Here is a 21,143-nt window from a genome sequence, read left to right on the forward strand (position 1 = left end):
CGACCGACGGCTCACCCGTTGATGGGGAGGGCACCGGCGGGCCCTCCTGGTTGCCCCCCCCCCCCCCCCCCCCCCCCCCCCCCCCCCTGCCCCATGCTACGGAGCGACCGGCTCGGGCCGGGGCGCCGGGAACTATGAGTTGCCCGTGGGACGTCGGAGTGGGCAGGGGCGTCTTTCGAGGGCTGTGGGCCGTTGGAAGGATGGGGGCGTTCGCCGAGGCTGATGGGGGTGCTGGCGGGGTGACGGGGCGTCCGACGGATTGGGATGTGCTGGATCTGGACCGGGATCCGGTTCCGGGTGATCCGTTCGAGGTGAAGGAACTCGCGCGGAAGCTGGGGGATTTCGCCGATGATGTCGCCTCGGCGCTGCGGTCGGTGCGGGGCCTGAGCGGTGACACCGTCGTCCAGGAGTGGGCGGGTCTGTCGGGGGACGCCTACCGGCAGCAGTTCGGGGATCTTCCCGGTGAGCTGGACAAGCTGGAGCGCTCCTACCGCCTCGCGTCCGGGGCCCTGGACGATTACTGGCCGAAGCTGGAGACCGCGCAGGGTGACGCGGACCGGGCGCTGGCGCAGGGGCGCACCGCGCGGCAGGAACTGGACACCGCGCAAAGCCAGTTGACGAACGCCGATGCGTGGGTGAAGCGGGCGCAGGACAAGTCGAAGTCCTACCAGGAGGACCCGAAGCCGGACGTGCCGCCGCCGTCGGCGGAGGAGGTGCGGGCTGCGGCCCGTAATGCCACGGACGCTCAGAGCGCCCACACCACCGCCTCCACCGCCGTCCACAGCGCGCAGGCCAAGCTGGACGCGGCCAAGCAGCTGGCGGCCGACGCGGCCCAGCTCAGGGACGATGCCGCGTCGACGGCGCAGCACGCGCTGCATGAGGCGTCGGATGCGGGGATCAGGAACAAGCACTGGTGGGAGAAGGCGGTCGACTGGGTCGCGGACCACTGGGACGACATCATCGCGGTCTGCAAGGTCATCGTCGCGGTCCTGGGCATCGTCGTCCTGATCATCGGCGGCCCCCTGGCGTGGCTGGTCCTGGCCGCCGCCGTCCTGGTCCTGGCCGACACCGTCATGAAATACCTACAAGGCAAAGCCAGCCTCTGGGACGTCCTGTTCGCGGCCCTGGACTGCATCCCGATGTTCAAGGGCCTCACCACCGCCGGCGGCCTCCTCAAAATGGCCCGCGAACTCCCCGCCCTCCTCAAATCCGGCAAGGCCCTGGAGAACATCGCCAACAGCATCCGCAAGGGCGCGGGAGCGATACGGGACGCCAGCCGCACCATCAAGGGCCTGTTCACCTCGGGCGACCCCATCGACATGGCCACCGGTGAGATGGTCATGTCCGCCACCGACGTGCATCTGCCCGGCATCCTCCCGCTTTTGCTGGAGCGCGCCCATCGCACCGGATTCCGCGGCGGCCGGTGGTTCGGGCCGACCTGGGCCTCCACGCTGGACCAGCGGCTGGTCCTGGACGACCAGGGCGTGCGGTTCACCACCGCCGACGGCATGGTCCTGCACTACCCGGTACCTGAGCCCGGCCACCCACTGCTCCCCGTCGAGGGCCCGCGCTGGCCCCTGACCTGGGACGGCACCCCCGGCAGCACCATGACCGTCGCCCAGCCCGACACCGGTCGAACCCTGCGCTTCCGGGCGCAGCCGCGCGGGGGGCTGGCCCTGGCGGAGATCACCGACCGCAACGCCAACAGGATCGTGATCACGTACGACGACCTCGGCGCCCCCGTCGACGTCACCCACAGCGGCGGCTACCGCGTCGCCGTCAGCACCGCGGACGGCCGGATCACCGCCCTCCACCTGGCTTCCGCCGATGACCGGCCCGCCCTGTGCGCGTTCGGCTACACCGACGGCCACCTCACCGCCGTCACCGACTCCTCCGGCGTACCCCTGACCTTCGGCTACGACGACCGGGGCCGCATCACCCGCTGGCAGGACCGCAACGACACCTGGTACACGTACGCCTACGACGACCAGGGCCGCTGCGTCCGCACCGGGGGAACCGACGGCGTCCTCGCCTACAGCTATGTCTACGACAGCGCGCCGGGGACGACGGTGGCCACCGATTCGGTCGGCGCCACGACGACCTACGAGTTCAACGTCGCTCGCCAACTGATCCGGCAGACCGATCACTTCGGGCACAGCACGACATCGGCGTGGGACCGCTACGACCGGCTGCTGAGCCGTACGGATCCGCTGGGACGCACGACGCGCTACACGTACGACGGCCTGGGCCACTGCACCGGCATCACCTATCCGGACGGCGCCGTCGCACGGATCGAGTACGACGACCTCGGATTTCCCGTACGGGCCGTCGATCCGGACGGGGCGCGGGTCGGCCAGCGGTTCGACGCGCACGGGAATCTGCTGGACACCACGGACGCGGCCGGTGCGACGACCGCGTACACGTACGACGACCGCGGCGCGCTGACGTCGGTCACCGACGCCCTCGGTGCGACCCGGCGCATACGGACCGACGCGGCCGGGCTGCCCGTCGCGGTCGTGGACCCCGACGGCGGGGAATCCGCGTACGTCCGTGACGCCTTCGGCCGTGTCGCGGAGGTCACCGACCACACGGGACAGTCCGTCAGGACCGGCTGGTCGTCCGAGGGCCGGCCGCTGTCGCGGAGGCGGCCGGACGGTTCGGCGGAGGAGTGGGAGTACGACGCCGAGGGCGACCTTGTCGCCTACCGCGATCCGGCGGGCGGTGTGCACCGCTTCACGATGACGCACTTCGGTCTCCCGGCCGAGCGGACCGCACCCGACGGATCACGTCTGCGCTACACCTACGACACCGAGCTGCGACTGACCGAGGTGCGCAACGACGACGGTCTGACCTGGTCGTACACCTACGACGCCGTGGGCAACCTGGTCAGTGAGACCGACTTCAACGGGCGTACGCGCACGCACCGTTACGACGCCGCGCGGCAGCTCATCGGCAGTGTCGACGCCCACGGGGGGACGACCGGCTACGAGCGGGACTCGGGCGGACGAGTGACCAGGATGGTCACGCCCGACGGCGACGCGGTCTTCGCCTACTCGGCCACCGGTCGCATGCTGCGCGCCGAAAACGCCTCCGCCGTCGTGGAGTTCACCTACGACGAGGGCGGTCGGCTCGTCGCCGAGAGCTGCGACGGGCTGGTCATGACCAGCCGCTACGACGCGATGGGACGCCGGATCGGCCGCCGGACTCCCTCGGGCGTCGAGAGTGCGTGGACCTACGACGAGGGCAACCGACCGGTGGGCCTGCGGATGGGCGACCAGTCGCTCCAGTTCACCTACGACCGTGACGGCCGGGAGACCGAGCGGCGGTTGGGGCAGACGGCCCGGCTGCGGCAGAGCTGGGACCCGGTCGGCCGCCTGACGGTCCAGTCCCTTGTGGACGAGGCGAGCGGGCACCCGGTCCAGGAGCGCAGGTACCGCTACCGGCCCGACGGATATCCGACGGAGATAGCCGAACTCGTCGGCGGCACACACCGGTTCACGCTCGATGCCGCCGGGCGGATCACTGACGTCGACACCGGTGATCCCCGCGGTGCCGGGCCGGACGACCGGCGTCCGCCGCTTCCTGAGGTGTCGGGATCGCGGGTGCTGCGTTCCGGCCGCGTCCGCTACACGTACGACGAGCGGGGCCGCGTCGCCGTCAAGACCCGGATGCTGCTGTCCGGCGGTCGGCTGCGCTGGACCTTCGGGTGGGACGCGGAGGACCGGCTCCGGTCGGTCACCAACCCGGACGGCAGTGTCGCCGCGTACGCCTACGACGCGCTGGGACGCCGTACGTCCAAGAAGCTGGTGACGGCGGACGGCAGTGCGGCCGGGGAAGTCCGGTTCGCCTGGGACGGAGAGGTCCTCGCGGAGCAGGTGCGCGTCCCGGCCGCGGCGGCGGACACCGTGGTCACCGCGGCCCAGGAAGCGGTCACCACCTGGGAGTGCCTGCTGGGAGAGGGCCCGCGCGCGGTCGCGCAGGTGCACAGCAGGCGTACGGCCGAGGCGGTGGCGGACCTGCCGCAGGAAGAGATCGACCGCCGGTTCCTCGCCGTCATCACGGACCTGGCCGGTGCTCCCACCGAACTCGTCGGTCCTGAAGGCGCCGTCGCCTGGCGGCGACGCGGTCATCCGTGGCTGCCGGAGACCACGCGGACGGCGGAAGAGGAAACCGCGGCTGCCGCGTCGGAGACGGCCGCCGGGGACCCGGTCGACTGCCCGCTGCGCAGTCCGGGCCGCTACCACGACCCCGAGACCGGCCTCGACTACAACTACCACCGCTACTTCGACCCCGAGACCGGACGCTACCTGAGCCCCGATCCGCTCGGTCTGGCGCCGGGGCCCGACGACTACGCCGATGTCATCAACCCCACGGTGCTGGCCGATCCGCTCGGCCTCTCACCCTGTTCCTCGTTGATCAACGTGTTCCGGGGCCCGTCGCAGGGCCTTCCCGGCGGCCAGCTCGGTGCGCCCATCAGCATCCGGCAGTTGCGCATGGCGCTGGGCAAGGCGGACATGTCCGTGAGCCACTACGACATCGTGCACGTTCCCGAGATCCACACGCCGACCGGACTCGGTTTCGGCAACAGCCCGCACCTGGTGTCCGGCACGCCCCAACTCGGGCCCCGGGGGCTACCGTTGATCCAGATCTCCGACCTGGGTCTGCGCAGCATGGACGAGGGCGTCGCCACCGTCTTCCACGAGATCTACCACCATCAGCAGTTCCGGCTGTCGCTCAATTCGAAGCCGCTGTGGGGCGAGACCGTCGCGCCCAGTCATATCTGGGGCGGCACGGAGGACGCGGCGGAGGAATACGGCCAACGTATGCTGTCGCTGTTCAAGTCCAGGACAGGCTGACGAGGGGCGAGCGGTGCGGGAATTCGATGCGGAGCAGGTCCAGCAGCTACTGGCCGGCCCGAGATTCGTCGATGAACCCGGTGAGCGCGCCTGCCCGGCATGCGGAGCCGTCGCGGTGCGGACGTACGTCTACAGGCGGGTGGGTCCCCACCGCACCGTACGCATCACCTACATGTGGTGCGCGTCCTGTCGGCGCCACAAGGGATGGACGGGCCCCGACGCCGGGCCGAGCTTCGATGACCCGCTCCTCCAACTCCCCGAAGCGGCGCGCGACATCCTCCTGAAGGACTTGGAATCGCTCTTCGCCAAGCTCGACGCGCTCTGGGATGCCGGAGACCTGCCCCAGCACTTCGGCGACTGACCGCTCGCGGAACACGGGGCCGGGCGTTGGAGAGGCCGATCCACGGGGGCGACCGGCGTCGGCCGGTGCCGGGCTGCGGGCCCGTCCCGCCGCGTTGGTCCGCCCTGACCGAGCGTGTCGCGCGGGCGGCCGGGTGGTATCCGGGACGCGCGGTGCCGGTCGGCCGTTGGGAAGGCGCGCTGCTCGGCGCGGGGGTGCGCCTGCATGACGCGGCGACGCGGTTCCTGGGCGAATTCGGCGGGCTGCGGACCGATACGTGGACGCCGGGACCCGTCATGCCGCAGTCGCCGTTCCGGTTCGACCCCGGCGCGGGGCGGGCGGAGCTCGAGCGGTTCGCCCGGATCAGCGGGGAGTCGGGCGCGGGTCTGTGTCCCGTCGGACTCGCCGACGGCGGCGAGAGCGTTCTCGCCGTGGCCGTCGACGGGACCGTGCGCATCGGCACGGACCGGACGGAGCCGCTGGCGGACGACGCGTACGCGGCGATCGAGGAACTCGTCATGGAGCGGCACACCGCCGCGCCTCTGCCGTTCGTCCTCGACGGTGATCACCTGGTGTTCCCGCGCGATCCGGAGCAGGACCGGCGGCCGGAGATCGGCACGCGCTGGTCGGCCGAGACCGACTGGGCGCTGCGGCGCGGCGGTTGGCGTCCGGGGCGCGAGGTGTCCACGGCCGACTGGGAACGGCGGCTCCGCGAGGACGACGAGGGCTTCGTCATGCACGAGGCCGCCCGGCGGTTCCTCGGCGAATTCGGCGGCCTGGAGATCGTCCAGCGGGGGCCCGGGCGGACGATGGCCCGTTCGCCTTTCCGCCTCGATCCACTGGCGGCGCTCTACGAGTCCGAGATCTTCGACGATCTCAGCGAACAGGCGGGAGAGCGCCTTTACCCTCTCGGCTCGGTCGACGGCGGAGTCGCCTACCTGTGCATGGCGCCCACCGGCGCGGTCTTCACGGGCATGGACGACCCCTACCGGCTGGCCGAGTCCGGCGACGAGGCGCTGAACAAGCTGATCGAGGGCAGTGCCTGAACGGCACCGGGACCTCGGCGGTAGCGTGTCGCGACGTGCCGTTTCCCGATGAGCGCGGTCAGGTCGATGCGGTGGAGTCCCGGTCGCGGTGGCCGGGGGAGTTCGAGCTGCGTGCGGGGCGGTTGCGGGAGGCGCTGGGTGACCACGCGTCGGGGGTCGATCACGTCGGGTCCACGTCGGGTCCACTTCGGTGCCGGGGCCGGCGGCGAAGGACCGCATCAATGCGCGGGCGCGGGTGAGGGCGGTCGGCGAGGCGCGGGGGGTGCCGCTGCTCGCGGCGATCGGCTTCCGGTGCCCTACCGAGCCGTGGAACCGCGTCGAGGTCGCGGGCAGCCGGACGGGCCGCAAGCTCGTCACCGCGTGACCGCCGGGAAACGGCTCGGCAAACCTCCTGAATCGGTCGGCCGGGCACAGACCGGGGGCTTGCGGCAGTACGCACCGGCTTGTGCGGCGTACGGGACCTCGTGTGCATCAAGCGGGGCGGCGCGCGCCGATGTGCGCAGGGGCGGGGGGCGGGGAGGGTGACCGCAGACGCGCAACGCGTCGGCACGGCGGGCCTGTTGACGAGCGATCGGACGGCGCACCGGCGTGCCCGTACGAAGGAGATTGCCGATGAGAGGCTTCGGCCTGGCAGATACCGGTATCGACGGAAGACGGCGCGGCGAAGGGAGCGGCGGGGCCAGTGGCCGGGCGGACCGGCGGTGGCGCAGGCGGGTGGCCACGGCGCTGTTAGGGGTGACCGTGCTGGCCACGGGATCGCTGGTCGGGGGCGGCCCGGCGCAGGCGAACACGCCCGGTCAGCCCGGTACGCCGAGCGCGCCGACGAGCGTGTTCACGGAGGACTTCGAGAACGGTCAGGGCCCGGCGGTGACGACGCTGCCGGACTACACGGGCGCGGCGCCGCTGGCGGAGACGTACACCGCCGATCCGGCGTGGCTGACCTCCTGCAACGGTCTGCTCGTCTCGCAGCAGGGCCCCGCGAGTCCCCCGCCGGGCGTCAACTGCGGCGGCTTCTGGAACGCGAACAAGCAGATGGCCGTCGCGCTCGGCACGTGGGCGGGCGGCAACGCGTCCACCAACCACTCGCTCACCGCCTACACCTCGGGCGATCCGGGCGCCGGGCGCACCGAGTTGGAGACCGTACGGCCGATCCCGCTGAGCGCGAACCACCGGTTCCTGACCTTCTCGGTGGACGCGGCGGCCCAGAACTGCTTCGCCAGCCACCCCCTGCTCGCCTTCTACCTGCTCGACGGCGGCACCGCGCGCGCCGCGTTCACCTCCCCCATCGACCCGTGCCAGAACCCCGGTTCGGTGATCGGCGGCACCTCGGTGGGTACGTACGCCAGCAACGGCTCGGTGCTGTTCAGCGGCGACTCGGCCGGTATCCGGCTGGTCAACGAGCAGGCCAGCGGCAACGGCAACGACGGCGCGATCGACAACGTCCGTCTGCTGGACGCCACTCCGCAGCTCGACCAGGGCTTCGCACCGGCGCACCTGCCCGTGGGCGCGCCCACCACCCTGACCTTCACCGTCACCAACACCAGTGAGCTGGCCGCCAAGAACGGCTGGTCCTTCGGCGCCCAACTCCCGGACGGGCTGCGGCTGGACGGCAGCAGCGCGACCACCGACTGCGGTACGGGAACGGCCACCGCGAACGCGGCGGACGGCACGGTGACCGTGAGCGGTGACCTCGCCGCCGGTCAGCAGTCCTGCACCGCGACCGTCAAGCTCACCTCCAACGACGGTGGCACGTACCAGATCTGCGGCTCGTCGATCACCGCCCCGGTCGGCGTCGACCTGCCGGGCTGCGCCTCGGTGACCTTCACCGCGCCCGTCTTCGACGCCCGCGCGCACGGCGTACGGCTCACCTCGCCGCTGCTCGACATCGGGCCGCTGGCGCCGTCCGCCCACTCCTGCACGCCGCTGCCCGGCAGCGACAGCCACTCCGTGGTGAGCGCCGGGCTCGGCACCGTCGGCAACCTCGGTGTCCTGACCACCGACGCCTCGGGGACCGTCGACAGCGACGGGACCCGTACGGCCGCGGCCCACGCCCAGACCACCGGCGTCAATCTCCTCGGCGGCCTGATCACCGCCGACCTCGTCGGCACCTCGGCCCGGGCGCGGCAGTCCCTCACCGACACCGGGCCGGGACCGGTCTCCTCTACCGGCTCGACCGTCCTGACCAACCTCCGCGTCGCCGGTGTCACCGTCGCCGCCAACGCCGCGCCCAACACCACCATCGCCCTGCCGCTCGTCGGCTCCCTCGTCATCAATCAGCAGACGACCGTCGCCGGAGGCAAGGGCATCACCGTCACCGCCCTCTCCCTGACCCTCCTCACCGGCGTCCACGTCACGATCGCCCAGAGCACCGCCGCCCTCCTCACCTCCACCGACCCCTGCCCGGCCACCTGACCCGACCCGACCCGACCCACCCGCCCTGCCCGGGGCCGCGCGGACACCCCCGGGCAGGGCGGCTCCACGCCGAGAGAAGGCCCCCGGACCGGACCCGGTCAGCCGACAGCGGCCCGAAGCCGGGCGATGAGTTCGGGGGGTGGTGGGGGTCTACCTCTTGGACGGGGAAAAGACACCGATCGGGAGTACGTCATGGGTCTCATTCACATCGAGCTGTTCACGACGCTGGACCTGGTGGGGCAGGCGCCCGGGGGGCCGGAGGAGGATCCGGAGGGGTTCTCGTACGGGGGGTGGCAGGTGCCGATGCTGGACGAGGTGGCCGGGGCGCAGGTGGACGCGGCGTACGAGGGGACGGACGCGCTGCTGCTCGGACGGCGGACGTACGACATCTTCGCCGGGTACTGGCCGCATCAGAAGGACGGGGACAACGGGGGGTTCGCCACGCTCTTCAACAGCGTGCCGAAGTACGTGGCCTCGCGGGGTACGCCCGATCTGTCGTGGGCGGGGTCGACGCACCTGGGGCCGGACCTGGTGGCGGCGGTGCGCGAGGTGCGGGAGCGGCACGAGCACATCAAGGTGGTCGGGAGCCTGAACCTGGTGCAGACGCTGCTGCGCGAGAAGCTGTTCGACCGGCTGGACCTCTGGGTGCACCCGATCATGCTGGGCGTCGGGAAGAAGGTGTTCGACGGCGGCGCGGTCCCCACGAACGTCACCCTGCTCGCACCGCCCGTGGCCAGCCCGAAGGGCACCGTGCACCTGCGGTACGCGCGCGCCGACGGCGTCCCCGGCACCGGTGACATGAGCGCGGTCGACCGCGACGCCGGGCAGGGCGCCTGAAGCACCGTTCGGCGGCTTTGCCAGCTCTTTACAATCCGTTCCGCCCGCGTCTCGTCTTTTCAGTCGATCCGCACCTCAGCCCGCGCGTGACCGCGCGGGCGGGCCGACGAAAGAGAGCGATTCATGCGCCGAACTGTTCTGAGCGCCGTGGCACTCGCGTGCACTGCCGTGCTGGCGAGCGGTGTGCCCGCGTTCGCCGACGGGGCGTCCCCGACCCCCACCCCGACCAGCGTGAAGACGCAGTCGGCCGCGCCGTCGACCGGGCCTTCGGACGCCACCTCGTCCGCGCGGCCCTCCGCGTCCCCCGCGCCGACCAAGGCGACGTCGGGCCAGGTCCCCGCGGTGCCGAAGGGAGCGCCGAACACCGGTGAGGCGCCGGTGGCCTCGCACGGCGGAAACGACGGCGGCCTGATCGGCGGAGGCGCGGCCGCGGTGCTCGCGCTCGGCGGCGGGGCGGTCCTCCTCGTACGCCGCCGGCGGGCGACCGGGGCGTGACCTCCGGCCGCACGGGCGACCGGAGCGCGGACGACCGCGGCGCGGGATTCCGAGACGTGAGCGACCGCGGCGCGGGCGACATCGGCGCGGGCGACCGAACCGCGGGCTTCCGACTCACCGGCCCCCGGCGCGCCTTCGTCACCGCGGTGACGGCCGCCCTCCTGCTCACCGGCTGCGGCGGCCATCACGCCGCGGGCCACGCAGCGGGCGACGCCTCGGGTGACAGCTCAAGCCGCACCGCCGTGACCGAACGTCCCACCGGCGCACCGCCCTCTTCGCGGCCCGCCGCGAAGTCGGTACGCGCGCTGGCGCGTTCGGTCCCGGTGCGGCTGGAGGTCCCGGCCATCGGGGTCAACACCCCGGTCATGGAACTGGGGTTGGCCCCGGACGGCACCGTGGAGGTCCCGCCGATCACGGCGCACGACCGCGCGGGCTGGTACCGGGGCTCACCGACACCGGGTCAGACCGGCCCCTCGGTGATCCTCGCCCACGTCACGGTCGGCGCGTACGGGGACGGGGTCTTCCGTCACCTCGCGCGGCTGCGCCCGGGCGACCGGATCGTGGCACGCCTGAAGAACGGCGAGGCGGCGCGATTCGCCGTCACCGACGTCCGTACGGTCGCCAAGTCGGACTTCCCGACGGACGCGGTCTACGGCGACGTGAACCGTCCCGAGCTGCGGCTCATCACGTGCGGCGGCCCGCGCGAAGGCACCGGCTACCGCGACAACGTCATCGTCTTCGCCTCGCTGATCCCGTAGCGGGCGCGTCACGACGAACCACAGCCAAGGCGGTCTCCTGACGCCTTCCCCGAGTCCCGGGCCGCCGCCGATCCCCGTACGTCGGCGGCCCGGGACCCTCCCCGAGCGACCGCACAGGACCGCGAGGAACCGTAAGAAAACATAAGGAACCGTAAGAAACAAAAAAGACCGCGAGAGTCCGCGGCGACCCGCACGACCCGCAAGAAGTCCGCGACAGCACCACCCTGCCCCCGACATGGAGAGCGTTGAAACGGTCCCGCGAGAAGGCAGCGTCCGAGCTGTTCGCCGCCTTCTACCCGCGCCTCGCCGGCTGGTGCCGCCGCCTGGTCGACGACGATGAGACGGCCCACGAGATCGCCTCTGAGGCGTTCACCCGGCTCTGGGCGCGCTGGACGGCGGTGGCCGAGCCGCGCGGCTTCCTGTACGTCACCGCGACCAATCTCGTACGGGATCATTGGCGCAAGCTGGAGCGCGAGCGCAGGGCCGTACGCCGGGCCACCGTGGAAGCCGCGGTACGGCCGCCGGCCGAGCAGACCGACCCGTCGCTGCGCATGCTGGTGCAGTCGCTGCCGGAACGCCTGCGCGTGCCGATCCTGCTGCACTACTACGCCGACCTCCCGATCCGGGAGATAGCCCTGCTCACCGGCCGCAAGGAGGGGACGGTCATGTCCGACCTCCACACCGCCAGGGACCTGCTGCGCGCCCACTTGAGGAGAAGCCTTGATCACACAGTCTGACGACGGTCAGGACTTTGACCCCGAGGACCCGCTGACGGTCATCCTGCGGCCCGCCCCCGACCATCTCGGGCTGCCGCCCGGCCGGTACGAGAAGATCCGCCGGGGCGCGGCCCGCCGCCGCCTGCTCCGTATCGCCGTCGGGGTCGGCCTGTCCGGCGCCGTCGCCGTCCTCGTCGCGCTGCCGCTGCGCATGGCGGGACCGCAGTCGCCCGCCGCGCCCGCGATCCCGCTCGGCACGCCGCCCGCGAGCGGCCCCGCGGCCAGGCCCGCCGCCACCACCCCGACGCCGCGCCCCGCGCCGACCGACGCCCCCGCCACGGCGAAGACCCGGCCCACGGCCCAGGCCCCGTCACCGAGCGCCGCCACGCGGACCGGACCGCCCTCCAAATCCGCCTCCGCCTCGCCCACTCCGACCCCCACCACGGCCCGCCCGACGGACCGTTCCTCGGACGGTCCCGCCACCTCGAACCGGTAGACCGCGCAGGGGTGTTGCGTCCGCAAGCCCCGCAACACACCGCGGGGCCCGGCCAGGATGCGGTCGGGCCCCGCGGGGCTAGGCGGATCGGGGCGCGGTCAGTGCCCGTTGCCCCGCGCGGACCGGTGGAAGGCGACGGTGTAGGTACGGGTCACCGAGCCGTTGGGTGAGGTCAGGGTGACGGTGCGGGTGGTGGAGCGCGGCGCGGTCGAGGAGACGACCGCGCTTCCGTCAGTGACCTTGACCCGGGTGCCGGGCTGGGCCGGGACGGCGGTGACGGCCGGGACCTTGCCGTTGGCGGGGAGGTCGACGACATACGTGGAGACCTCGGGGTCGAAGCCGTCGACGGCGACTCCCCCGACCGTGAGGGCGCTCGCGTCGGCGACGCTCGCCTTCGTGGCGTCGGCGTGGTTGGTGACGGTGACCGAGCCGTCGTGGTTGACCACGACGCGCGCGGCCATCGCGGCGGCCAGATTGATCCGCTCCCAGCTCGGTGCGCCGTCCGCCGTGAGGTCGAGCGGGTAGCCCGAGTCGGTGGCGGTCTGCTGGAGGATCTGGGTGCGCTGCCCGGCGGTGAGGTCGGGGAACGCGGTGATCAGCAGGGCCGCCGCGTCGGCCGGCGCCGTGAGGGGCTGACCGGCCTTGCCCGTACGGGAGAAGCCGTAGGTCAGGCGCTGCGTGTAGACGTCGATGTCCTGCGCCGTGGTGAGGCCGCCGTAGGAGTCGCCCGCGCAGGCGGCGAGCGTGTCGCCGTATCCCCGCTTCTCGCACTGCGCGAGCAGCACGTTCTCGATCTCGGTGTGGGCCTGCGTGAGCAGTTGCGCGAAGTCGGGGTCGGCCCACCGGTGGGCCACGGTGGCCTGTCCGGTGATGCGCCCGCCCATGACGTCGAGCGGGTAGTGGAAGCCGAGGATGACCCGGTTGTCGCCGTACTCCGAGGTGCGGGCGAGGATCGACGGCGCCAACTCCGGCAGGAGCGTGGCCAGTACGGTCCCGGCCTCGTATCCGCCGTACGTGTGACCGCTCGGGTACGAGCCGCTGGTGGCGAGGCCGCTGTACGAGCCGTCCTGCGACTCGTAGACGTCCCCGCCGTCGCCGACGAAGCCGAGCCGGACGTACGGGCGCAGGTAGCCGTAGTGGTCCTTGGCCGCGTCGTGGGTGTCGAGACCCTGGGTGACCCGGCCGAACAGGGCGTTGGTCTTGGGCAGTTGGCCGCCGCTCAGCGCGTCGCTGTAGATCGCGCCGAGCCGGGACCCGAGGCCGTCCGCCAGGGTGACGGTGGCACTGTGCGTCGCGTCGACCTCGGCCCTGTCGACCTCCTTCTGGGTGGCCGCGTTGTTGACGCGCACCGCGATCTCGTCGTTCTCCGCGGTGATCGGCGCGCCCTTAGCGACCTTGGAGTTGGCGCCGAGGACGCTGGAGGGGAGGTGGTCGAAACCGTTGAGGAGATTGGTGAAGTAGTCGGAACCGTCGCCGGTCGCGGGCCACTTGTCCGACGCGTAGCTCGCCTTCAGCGTCTCGTCGGGGAACGGCGACGGGGTGTACGCCGGGGCCGCCGCGTCCTGGGCGGCGGCCGGGTCGTCCGAGGTCCCGGCCAGCGTCACCGCGGTGACGGTCGCCGAGTGGGCCTTGGCCTTGGCCGCCGAATTGCCCTCTGCCTTGCCCGCCGTCGTGCCCTCGGACTTGCCCGCCGAATTGCCCTCCGCCTTGCCCTCCGTGTTGCCCTCCGCCTTGCCCGAGACCGTGAGCAGCGCCGTGCCGGTCGTGGCGGGAAGGTGCGCGGTGGAACCGTCGTCGAGGGTCACGGTGTAGCCGATGACCGGGAATCCGCCGTCTCCGGCCGCCCGCCAGGTCACCCGGACGTGGCTGCCGTCCGTGGTCACCCCCGTCACGTGCGGCTTCTGCGGCTTGCCGCCGCCGGTCACCACGGGCGCGGTCGCGGCGCTCTGCCGCGAGGCGCCGACGGCGTTCAGCGCCTGGACGCGCGCGGTGTACGAGCGGCCCGCGGGCAGTGAGGTGAACACCGTGCCGCGGCTGTTCGGGTCGCGGATCTCGACCTGGTGGCCGTCGCCGAGGCTGATCCGGTAGCCGGTGACGGGCGAGCCGCCGGTGTCCTGCGGCGCGGCCCAGGCGACGGTCACACTCACGCCGGACGAGGTCGCCGACACCGCGCCGGGCGCGGCCGGAACGGTCTTGGGCTTCGTCCTGAGCGCGGACATCGCGCGGTCGAGGGCCTGGTAGCGCGCGGTGAGCGTCGTGTCCGTCGCCTTGTCGTCCGCGACGGCCGCCTTGGCCGCCGCGAGGGCGGTGGTGAACGCCTTCCACGACGCGTCCGTGTAGCGCGCGTTGTCGAGGGCCGACGCCGTGCCGACCAGGTTCTCAAGTCGCAGCCGGGGCAGCGGAATCAGCTGGTCTGCGGCGAGGGTGAGACTGCGGGTCTGCGTGTCGACTTCGAGCTGGGCCGCGTCGACGGCGGCCAACAGAGCTTGCGCGGAGCCGAGTTCACGCCGGAACACGCCGAAGTCGATCGTGTCGTAGCGCGCCGCGTCACCGGACAGTCCCGCGTACCGGTCGATCGCCTCGCGCAGCGCGGTCTTGTCCGTCGCGGTGGGCGTGTCGACGTGGCCAAAGGTGATCCGGCCCAGATTCGCGACGTACGGGTGCGAGGAGTCCGGAGTCGTCAGCAGCCGCAGGTGGACGGTGTGGGTGCCGGTGACCGGCGTGGGCAGCGTCAGGCTCGTCGTGCCTCCCGACGACCACGCGCTTCCGGTGACCGGCAGCGGGACGGTCGCGTACGGCGTCCCCGGATCGGCCGCGTCGAAGGAGTCCAGGTAGAGCTGGACGGCGGAACCGGTGCCGCAGCGCGCGGAGTTGTTGACGTAGGTGAAGGTGACGGTGTTCTTCGGGGCGGACCCGAAGTCGACGGCGCCGTAGCCGGCCCAGGCACCGTTGTACGTACCGCCGAGGTCGGTGGTGGAGCCGGAACCGGTCCAGCCGACCGGCTCGCTCTTGAGGCCGCCGCCGCTGTTGGAGTCGAACGCGGTCGCGTCGAAGCCCACCGGGGCGTCGGCGGTGCGCGTCAGGGTCAGCGAGTAGACGTTGGCCACGTACGGCTGCGAGGACGACTGGGTGCTGGAGACGAAGTCGGCGTACACGTCCTGGACGCCGGTGAAGACCGCCGGGTCGAGCTGAACGGTCGCGGTGGCGAGCGTTCCCCAGCCGGAGCCGGTGTAGTCGAGCGGGATGTTGACGGCCTTCTCGCCGTCCTTCGAGCCGAGGTGCAGTTCGAGGTGCGAGTCGGACGCGGCGCGCGACTGCGGCTTGTCGTAGCTGACGGTGACGGTGTCGGCGCCGTCCTTGAGGTCGGTGGCCTTCCACTGGGCCCACGCGCCGTTCGTGGTGTTCTCGAAGATGCCGTTGCCGAGGCTGAGCGGCAGCGAACCGCCGCCGGTCGTGGTGCTGTTGGCCGCCGTGAGCGAGGCGAGCGTGGTCGAGGGCGACGAGGAGACCGCCTCGGGCGAGAACTGGTACCAGTCGAAGTTCGACACCCACTGCTGGCCGGACGGCGCGTGGAAGACGAATGTCGCACCTGACGCGGCCAGCAGCGCGTCCGGGTCGGTGACGGCCGCCCGCACGGTGGTGTAGGTCTGCCAACTGCCCGTGCCGGGCAGGGAGACGGTGGCGACGACGGGACCGTCCGCGGCGCCCGCGTGCACGTCCACGCTGCTCGGCTTCGCGCTCGCGGCCTGCGAGTTGGCGTAGCGGACCGCGACGCTGCGCGGGGCGACCCCGCCGAAGTCCAGCTTGTTGTACCGCTCCCAGGCGCCCTCGGTGACCCCGCCGAGGTCGCCGTCGGAGTAGTACGCCTCCTTCACGAGGCCGGGGCCCTCCATCTGGTCGGGAGCCTCGGCCTGGAGTACGGCGTAGCCGCCCTCGTCGATGGTGAGCGCGTCGGCGGCCGAACGCAGGGCGTCCTGCGCCGCCATGAGCGTGCCCGTCCTGGCGGCGGTGTCCGCGAGGACGGTCCGCGCGCGCTCCAGCGCCGAACGGAACAGCGTCCAGGAGCCGTCGGAGTAGTTGCCGCCGCGCACCAGGGACGCCTGGTCGACGAGCGCGCCGAGCGAGGCGCGGTACACCGCGGCGGCGGAGACGGTCAGCGGGTCGGTCGCCGAGATGCCCGTGCCGCTCACCGTGGAGGCGCGCACGCCGTGGGCGAAGGCCGCGTCGCGGAAGGTGATGCCGTAGCGCGCGTCGACCTTCGCGGTGCCGGTGAGCGACAGCGTCGCCGTACGCGAGCCGGTCACCCGGAGGTCGGCCGTGACGCCGCCGGGCAGGCCGGTCACGCTCGCCGCGCCGGTCCTGGTGAGGCTGGTGCCGCTGCGGGCGGCGAAGGACGCCGGTCCCGACAGGGTGAGCTTCACGCTGCCGTGGACGGAGCCGTCGGCGGCGGTGGCGACGGTGTCCGGGCGGGCGGACATGACGGTGCCTGTGCTGCCCGCTCCGGTGCCGCCGTGGCCGGTGTCGGTGTCCAGCGAATACGCGGGCTTGGTGTCGACGCCCCACCGGGAGGGCTTGGCGCCCATGGTGAAGTCGAGGGTCCCGCCGGCGATGATCTGCGAGTAGTCCAGCCAAGTGTCGCCGAAACGCTTGCCGTTGAGGGTCGCGCTCTGCACGTAGTAGGTCGTCGGCGAAACCCCGCCGGCCTTCACCGTGAAGCGCGAGCCGTTGGCGTACGTGATCGTCGTGGAGTCGAAGAACGGGCTGCCGATCTGGAACTGGCTGGAGCCCGCGGTCACCGGGAACAGGCCGAGGGCCGCCGCGACGAACATGGTCGACATGGTGCCCGCGTCGTTGTCCATGGTCGGCAGGAAGCCGTTCGGGGCGAGCTTGTAGACCTGCGTCTTGACCGGCGGGGTGAACTCGCCGCCGCCGCTGGGGGCTTCGTTGGTGGAGCCCGTCGCGATGTACCGGTTCCAGGTCGAGCCGGTGTAGATGGCGCGCACCCACTTCTGCGTCAGGCTGGGCTCGCCGACGTAGTTGAAGAGGTACGGGGCCTGGAGGTCGATCTCGTTCGCGTTGGAATGCAGCATGGTCGAGCCGTTGTCGAGGGCGGAGTCCTCGCCGAACATGTGGTCGACGGCGGCCTTTCCGGCCTTGGCGCCGCCCATGGCCTTGATGAGGCCGCCCATGTCGTAGGCGTCGTACCAGTGGTACTGCCAGAGCGTGCCCTGGTAGAGACCGGCCGCCTCGAACTTCTCGTAGTCGGCGCTCTGCCAGTCGCCGCCGGACGCGCGCGGCGTCAGCAGACCGACCTTGGTGCCGTCACCGGCGGTCCAGGCACCGGACTTCACCAGGTTGTCGATCGCCATCGTCGACTGCGTGCGCAGCTTGGCGGCGTCCGCGTCCTTGCCGAGCGCGCCCGCGATGACGGACAACGCCCACTGGTCGTAACCGCGTTGGACCGTCGTACCGGGATCACCGGTGACGTATCCCTGGCGCAACTGCGCGCCCGTGTAGAACCCGGAGTACGACAGCAGCGCCGGATACGCCTCGTCCAGCCGGTCGAAGTTCTTGTACCCCTTCGACAGCGCGTCGGCGATCACCACCGCCGAGCGCTCCCACCGCACGGTCGGCACCGAGTGGGTGAGGCTGCCGAGGCTCTTGCCCGAGGCGTGCGCGTCGGCGAAGAGCACGATGAGCGACTGCACCAGGTCCCGGTACGTGGCCGGGTCGATGTACGCCTCGACCGAGTACTTCCTGAAGTCGTCCCAGGTGGACCAGCCGTCGTAGTACGTGAAGCCGTTCGCGGTGTGCACCGCGCCGTCCGCGCCGCGGTAGGTCCCGCTGGTGCTCGTGGCGTTCACCGGCAGCCCGTACATCCGGTACAGGTGCGTGTAGAACTCCTTGGTGAGCGTCGACCCGGGGTCGGACGTCGCGGAGGCGCTGACGGCGACGGCGCCGAGCGTGCTGTTCCACTCCGCCTTCGTCCGTGCGCGCGCCTGGTCGAAGGTGAGGCCGCCGACCTCGTTGCGCTGGTCGGTCACGGCCTGGTCCGCGCTGATCGGCGAGAGCGTGACGCGCAGTTCGACGTCGCGCCCGTTCGCCGTGTCGAATCCGAGGACCGCTCCGGCGTCGGAGCCGTCCCGCGTGGTCGCGTCACCCAGCGTGCCGTCGTTGCCCCAGCTCTTCAGCGACGTCACCGGGACATTGGTCGTGGCGGCGTAATAGAGCTGGTACGAGGCGCCGTTGAACGAACCCGCGATGAGGCCGGTGATCGAGGTCGTCCCGTTCGAGAGCGTCGTCGCCTTCATTGTGGTGCGGGTGCGGCTGGTGAAGTTGTTCGCGAGGTCGAGGACGAGTTGGGGCTCGGCGCCGTCCGGGAAGCTGTAGCGCTCCAGGGCCGTACGCGTCGTCGCCGTCACCTCGGCCTTGACGGTCCCGGCGTCCCGCGTCACCGCCGAGGCGGTCCCGGAGACCGACCCGAGCCCCACCTGGTAGTAACCGGGCGTCGCCGTCTCGTCGTTGTGGCTGTACGGGTGCGCGTACGTGCTGGGCGCCGGGCGCTTGTCGTAGCGCACGGACGTCGGGACGACCAGCAGGTCACCGCCGCCGCCCGAGCCGCCGACGCCGTCGAGATTCGTCGCGGTGAACCCGGCGATGCGGCTCTCGTTGTAGTCGTACCCGGTGTGGTTGCGGCCCGGTGTGGTCAGCGGGTTGACCTTGGCGAGGCTGTGCGGCGCCTCGGCGCCCGGCAGGTCGTTGCCGTCGTCACCCGCGGTGGAGACGAAGGGGTCGACGAGCTTGGTGTAGTCGGTGCCGCTCGACGCGCCGGACGTGCCGGTCGTGTTGGTCGTGTTGGACGTGTTGGACGCTTTGGCCGAGGGTGCCGCCGCGGCCGTACCGGCGCCCGCCAGCGCGGCGAAGGCGAGCGACCCGGTGAGCAGCGCCGCGACCGTGGCGCGCAGGCGGCCGTGGTGCCCGCGGGCGGCTCCCGGTGGCGTCACGCGCGGCGTCGGGGCGTGGGATCTGATGGGCATGTGGCCTCTCCGGAGTCGCGGAACGCACGCACGACCCCGGGACGACAACGTTGTCAACCCAACACTGGAGCGTGCAGAGTGAGATGGCGGTGGACACGCCGGAGTATTCCCGCAAGCGCCCACGGACGTCCACCATCAGACACGGGAAAGGCGTACGGGGGACAAACGGAATCCGCACAGAAGGTGCGCTCCGGGCGCACGGGCCGGGGCGTGAGCGCGGTGACCGGACATCCGCAGTCCGGCGCCGCGTGTAGCGGCTCGACGATGCCTGTACGTCGAGTCCATCGCACACGTGGCACAACGGCCACCGGTCTCAGTCCTGGATCAACGGCAGCTCAGCCACCATCACGGCGTAGAGCGGCGAGTCCGCGAAGGGGCGCTGCGTGCCGACACGGCGGTATCCCCAGGCTTCGTACAGCGCCTCGACACGGCGGTGGGTGGTGTCGACCAGCAATACGGCGAGGGCTTCGGGGCGGTCTCGCAGCAGGGAGTGGTGCAGGCGCTCGGATATCCCCCGCTTCCGCCACTGGGGCCGAACCATCAACTCGGAGACCGAGAAGGTGGAGGGGTCCTCCGGTGCGGGGACGAGGTACTCGCGCCACCACTCCCTGCCGGTACCGGCAGGTGCGCCGTACGCGAAGCCGACGGGTTCGTCACCGTCGTAGGCCACGACGCAGGTGAAGCCGTCCATCGCACCCCAGTGGTCGACGAACCAGGGGAAGCGCTGGTGGAATTCGTCGTCCATCTGGTCGGCGTAGGCGTCGGCGTGCACGTCGATCAGGAGCTGCCGGACCGTCGGGAGGTCGTCGCTCGTGAACGGGCGCAACTCGATGACGTCGGGCACAGTCAGCTCCATTCGGTGCGGTATCGGTCGCCCCACTCGTACGCGCTCCTCGCGTCCGGCGCGGCGGTGAGCAGATCACGGTAGAAGTCGCCGATCACGGATCGTAGACGGCCGGGCAAAGGGCCACCATCCATGAGGGTGAAGACCTGCTCGGCACTGGCGCAGCCTTGTTCGATGTCTCCCTGGTGCACCTGCGCCAGCGCGAGGCGTGCGGTGACGAGCGCCCGGTTCCTGCGGAATCGCTGGGGAAGAGTCGCCAACGACTTGAAGGAGGCCGCCTCGGATTCCTCGTGTCGGCCGAGCAGATCCTCCGCGATGGCGGTGAGCGAGTGGAGCTCCGCCGCCCCGTAGAAGGCGACCCAGCTCGGACGTGCTTCGCTCCCGGCCTTGCCGAGGGATTCCTGCGCGTAGCCCAGGTTGCGCAGCGTCGGTTGTTTCTGCCCGACGACGGCGTGAGCGATGGCCGTACGCGCATGGGCGAGGGAGGCGAAGAGGGGGTCCCGTCGGGTAATGCCGACCCGTTGGGCTGCCTGCGCGGCGGCCAGTGCCTCGGAGTAGTGGCGGTTGTTGTAGCCGAGCATCGAGAGTGTGTTCCAGACACGGAACTGCGTGACGGAGTCCTGCGCCATACCGGCGAGGCTCAGCGCCTGGTCCAAGTGCGCCCGAGCGCGTGCGAGTTGCCGCGCGTCCAGGGCGACCCACGCGGCGGTGGCCGTCAGATCCGCGGCCAGACCGAACAGGCGGTTGCGCACCCGCTGCGTCGCCGCGCCGTTCTGCAGGGCGAGCGCCTGCTTGGCCGCGGCCAAAGCGCTGTCCTCCAAGTTGGTGGTGCCGCCCGTCTGGTCGTCCAGCGCGTTCAACACGTCCAGCTTGTTGCGGACGCGCTCGGCGTCGGTCGTGCCGACAGTGGAGCGCGAGGTCAGTAACGGGGCGGCTGCGCCGGCCGTGGTGGAAGCGAGAAACGATCTACGGTTCACGGGCTGCTCCGCGGTGCGTGACGGGCTGGCGGGTGGCGGCTGGAGAAAGCCGAGTTCCTCCATGGAACACCCGAATACTGCCTGCAACGCGAGCCGCATACGGCGATAGGGCCAGCGGGTCTTTCCGGTCAGCCAGTACCGGACCACCCGGTCGGTGGCCGTGCCCTCGTGTCCTGCGGCGCGCAGCCATTCGTTCAGGGCCTCGGCCAAACCCGCCTGGGTGAAGCCGACTTCGGCCATCCGCAGTCGGAGTCGCATATTGCCCGTCACACACTCACCGTAGCCGCGCCTCAGCGTTCGGTGAAGGCGAGTGCGGTGCGCGCGCCTCG

Annotated in this window: 13 protein-coding genes; 10 read left to right on the forward strand and 3 right to left on the reverse strand. The window is 71.6% G+C overall.

What is annotated here, in order from left to right:
• The first annotated feature begins 266 nt into the window (after nt 1-266).
• The 10 genes from ACZ37P_RS03035 to ACZ37P_RS03080 all read left to right on the forward strand — a co-directional run bounded on the left by ACZ37P_RS03035 (nt 267) and on the right by ACZ37P_RS03080 (nt 11,956).
• Entirely contained in the window at nt 267-4,856 is a 4,590-nt protein-coding gene (locus ACZ37P_RS03035; protein WP_467344521.1) for a DUF6531 domain-containing protein, read from the forward strand.
• Between the two features lie 13 nt (nt 4,857-4,869).
• Nucleotides 4,870-5,217 carry a hypothetical protein gene (locus ACZ37P_RS03040; RefSeq protein ID WP_355336448.1) on the forward strand — a complete coding sequence of 116 codons (348 nt, stop codon included), beginning with the start codon at nt 4,870-4,872 and terminating at the stop codon, nt 5,215-5,217.
• Between the two features lie 65 nt (nt 5,218-5,282).
• Nucleotides 5,283-6,242: an SUKH-3 domain-containing protein gene (locus ACZ37P_RS03045; RefSeq protein WP_467344639.1), complete on the forward strand. Its 960-nt coding sequence runs from the start codon at nt 5,283-5,285 to the stop codon at nt 6,240-6,242.
• 190 nt (nt 6,243-6,432) lie between these two features.
• Nucleotides 6,433-6,606, forward strand: coding sequence for a hypothetical protein (locus tag ACZ37P_RS03050; protein ID WP_467344524.1), 174 nt, complete (start codon nt 6,433-6,435; stop codon nt 6,604-6,606).
• Between the two features lie 248 nt (nt 6,607-6,854).
• Nucleotides 6,855-8,654 (forward strand): choice-of-anchor P family protein, encoded by a 1,800-nt coding sequence (locus ACZ37P_RS03055; protein WP_467344526.1) that lies wholly within the window; start codon nt 6,855-6,857, stop codon nt 8,652-8,654.
• Nucleotides 8,655-8,846: 192 nt separating this feature from the next.
• Nucleotides 8,847-9,491: a dihydrofolate reductase family protein gene (locus ACZ37P_RS03060; RefSeq protein ID WP_355336450.1), complete on the forward strand. Its 645-nt coding sequence runs from the start codon at nt 8,847-8,849 to the stop codon at nt 9,489-9,491.
• 123 nt (nt 9,492-9,614) lie between these two features.
• Nucleotides 9,615-9,986 carry a sortase-dependent protein gene (locus tag ACZ37P_RS03065; protein WP_355336451.1) on the forward strand — a complete coding sequence of 124 codons (372 nt, stop codon included), beginning with the start codon at nt 9,615-9,617 and terminating at the stop codon, nt 9,984-9,986.
• A gap of 80 nt (nt 9,987-10,066) precedes the next feature.
• Nucleotides 10,067-10,744 (forward strand): class F sortase, encoded by a 678-nt coding sequence (locus ACZ37P_RS03070; protein ID WP_467344640.1) that lies wholly within the window; start codon nt 10,067-10,069, stop codon nt 10,742-10,744.
• A 245-nt stretch (nt 10,745-10,989) separates the two neighbouring features.
• The gene (locus ACZ37P_RS03075; RefSeq protein ID WP_467344529.1) at nt 10,990-11,481 is read left to right on the forward strand and encodes an RNA polymerase sigma factor; all 492 of its coding nucleotides are present in this window, start codon (nt 10,990-10,992) and stop codon (nt 11,479-11,481) included.
• Entirely contained in the window at nt 11,465-11,956 is a 492-nt protein-coding gene (locus ACZ37P_RS03080) for a hypothetical protein (RefSeq protein ID WP_355336453.1), read from the forward strand. Before ACZ37P_RS03075 ends, ACZ37P_RS03080 begins: the two co-directional genes overlap by 17 nt.
• Nucleotides 11,957-12,054: 98 nt before the next feature.
• Here the strand turns inward: ACZ37P_RS03080 and ACZ37P_RS03085 are convergent, their stop codons facing one another.
• The 3 genes from ACZ37P_RS03085 to ACZ37P_RS03095 form a co-directional block, all read right to left on the reverse strand.
• Complete coding sequence (locus ACZ37P_RS03085) at nt 12,055-18,993, reverse strand: glycoside hydrolase domain-containing protein (protein ID WP_467344531.1); 6,939 nt, start codon at nt 18,991-18,993, stop codon at nt 12,055-12,057.
• A gap of 313 nt (nt 18,994-19,306) precedes the next feature.
• On the reverse strand, nt 19,307-19,849 hold the full coding sequence (locus ACZ37P_RS03090; RefSeq protein WP_467344533.1) for a GNAT family N-acetyltransferase: 543 nt from the start codon (nt 19,847-19,849) through the stop codon (nt 19,307-19,309).
• Entirely contained in the window at nt 19,840-21,084 is a 1,245-nt protein-coding gene (locus tag ACZ37P_RS03095) for an XRE family transcriptional regulator (protein WP_467344535.1), read from the reverse strand. The genes ACZ37P_RS03090 and ACZ37P_RS03095 overlap by 10 nt, the downstream gene beginning before the upstream one ends.
• Between the last annotated feature and the right edge of the window lie 59 nt (nt 21,085-21,143).

This window comes from Streptomyces sp. NPDC024632, assembly GCF_055559175.1.

Bases quoted from the DNA above. Each gene is read 5' to 3' on its own strand.
- ACZ37P_RS03060 (WP_355336450.1), top strand. From the start codon at position 8,847: ATGGGTCTCATTCACATCGAGCTGTTCACGACGCTGGACCTGGTGGGG.
- ACZ37P_RS03055 (WP_467344526.1), top strand. From the start codon at position 6,855: ATGAGAGGCTTCGGCCTGGCAGATACCGGTATCGACGGAAGACGGCGC.
- ACZ37P_RS03085 (WP_467344531.1), bottom strand. From the start codon at position 18,993: ATGCCCATCAGATCCCACGCCCCGACGCCGCGCGTGACGCCACCGGGA.
- ACZ37P_RS03065 (WP_355336451.1), top strand. From the start codon at position 9,615: ATGCGCCGAACTGTTCTGAGCGCCGTGGCACTCGCGTGCACTGCCGTG.
- ACZ37P_RS03090 (WP_467344533.1), bottom strand. From the start codon at position 19,849: ATGGAGCTGACTGTGCCCGACGTCATCGAGTTGCGCCCGTTCACGAGC.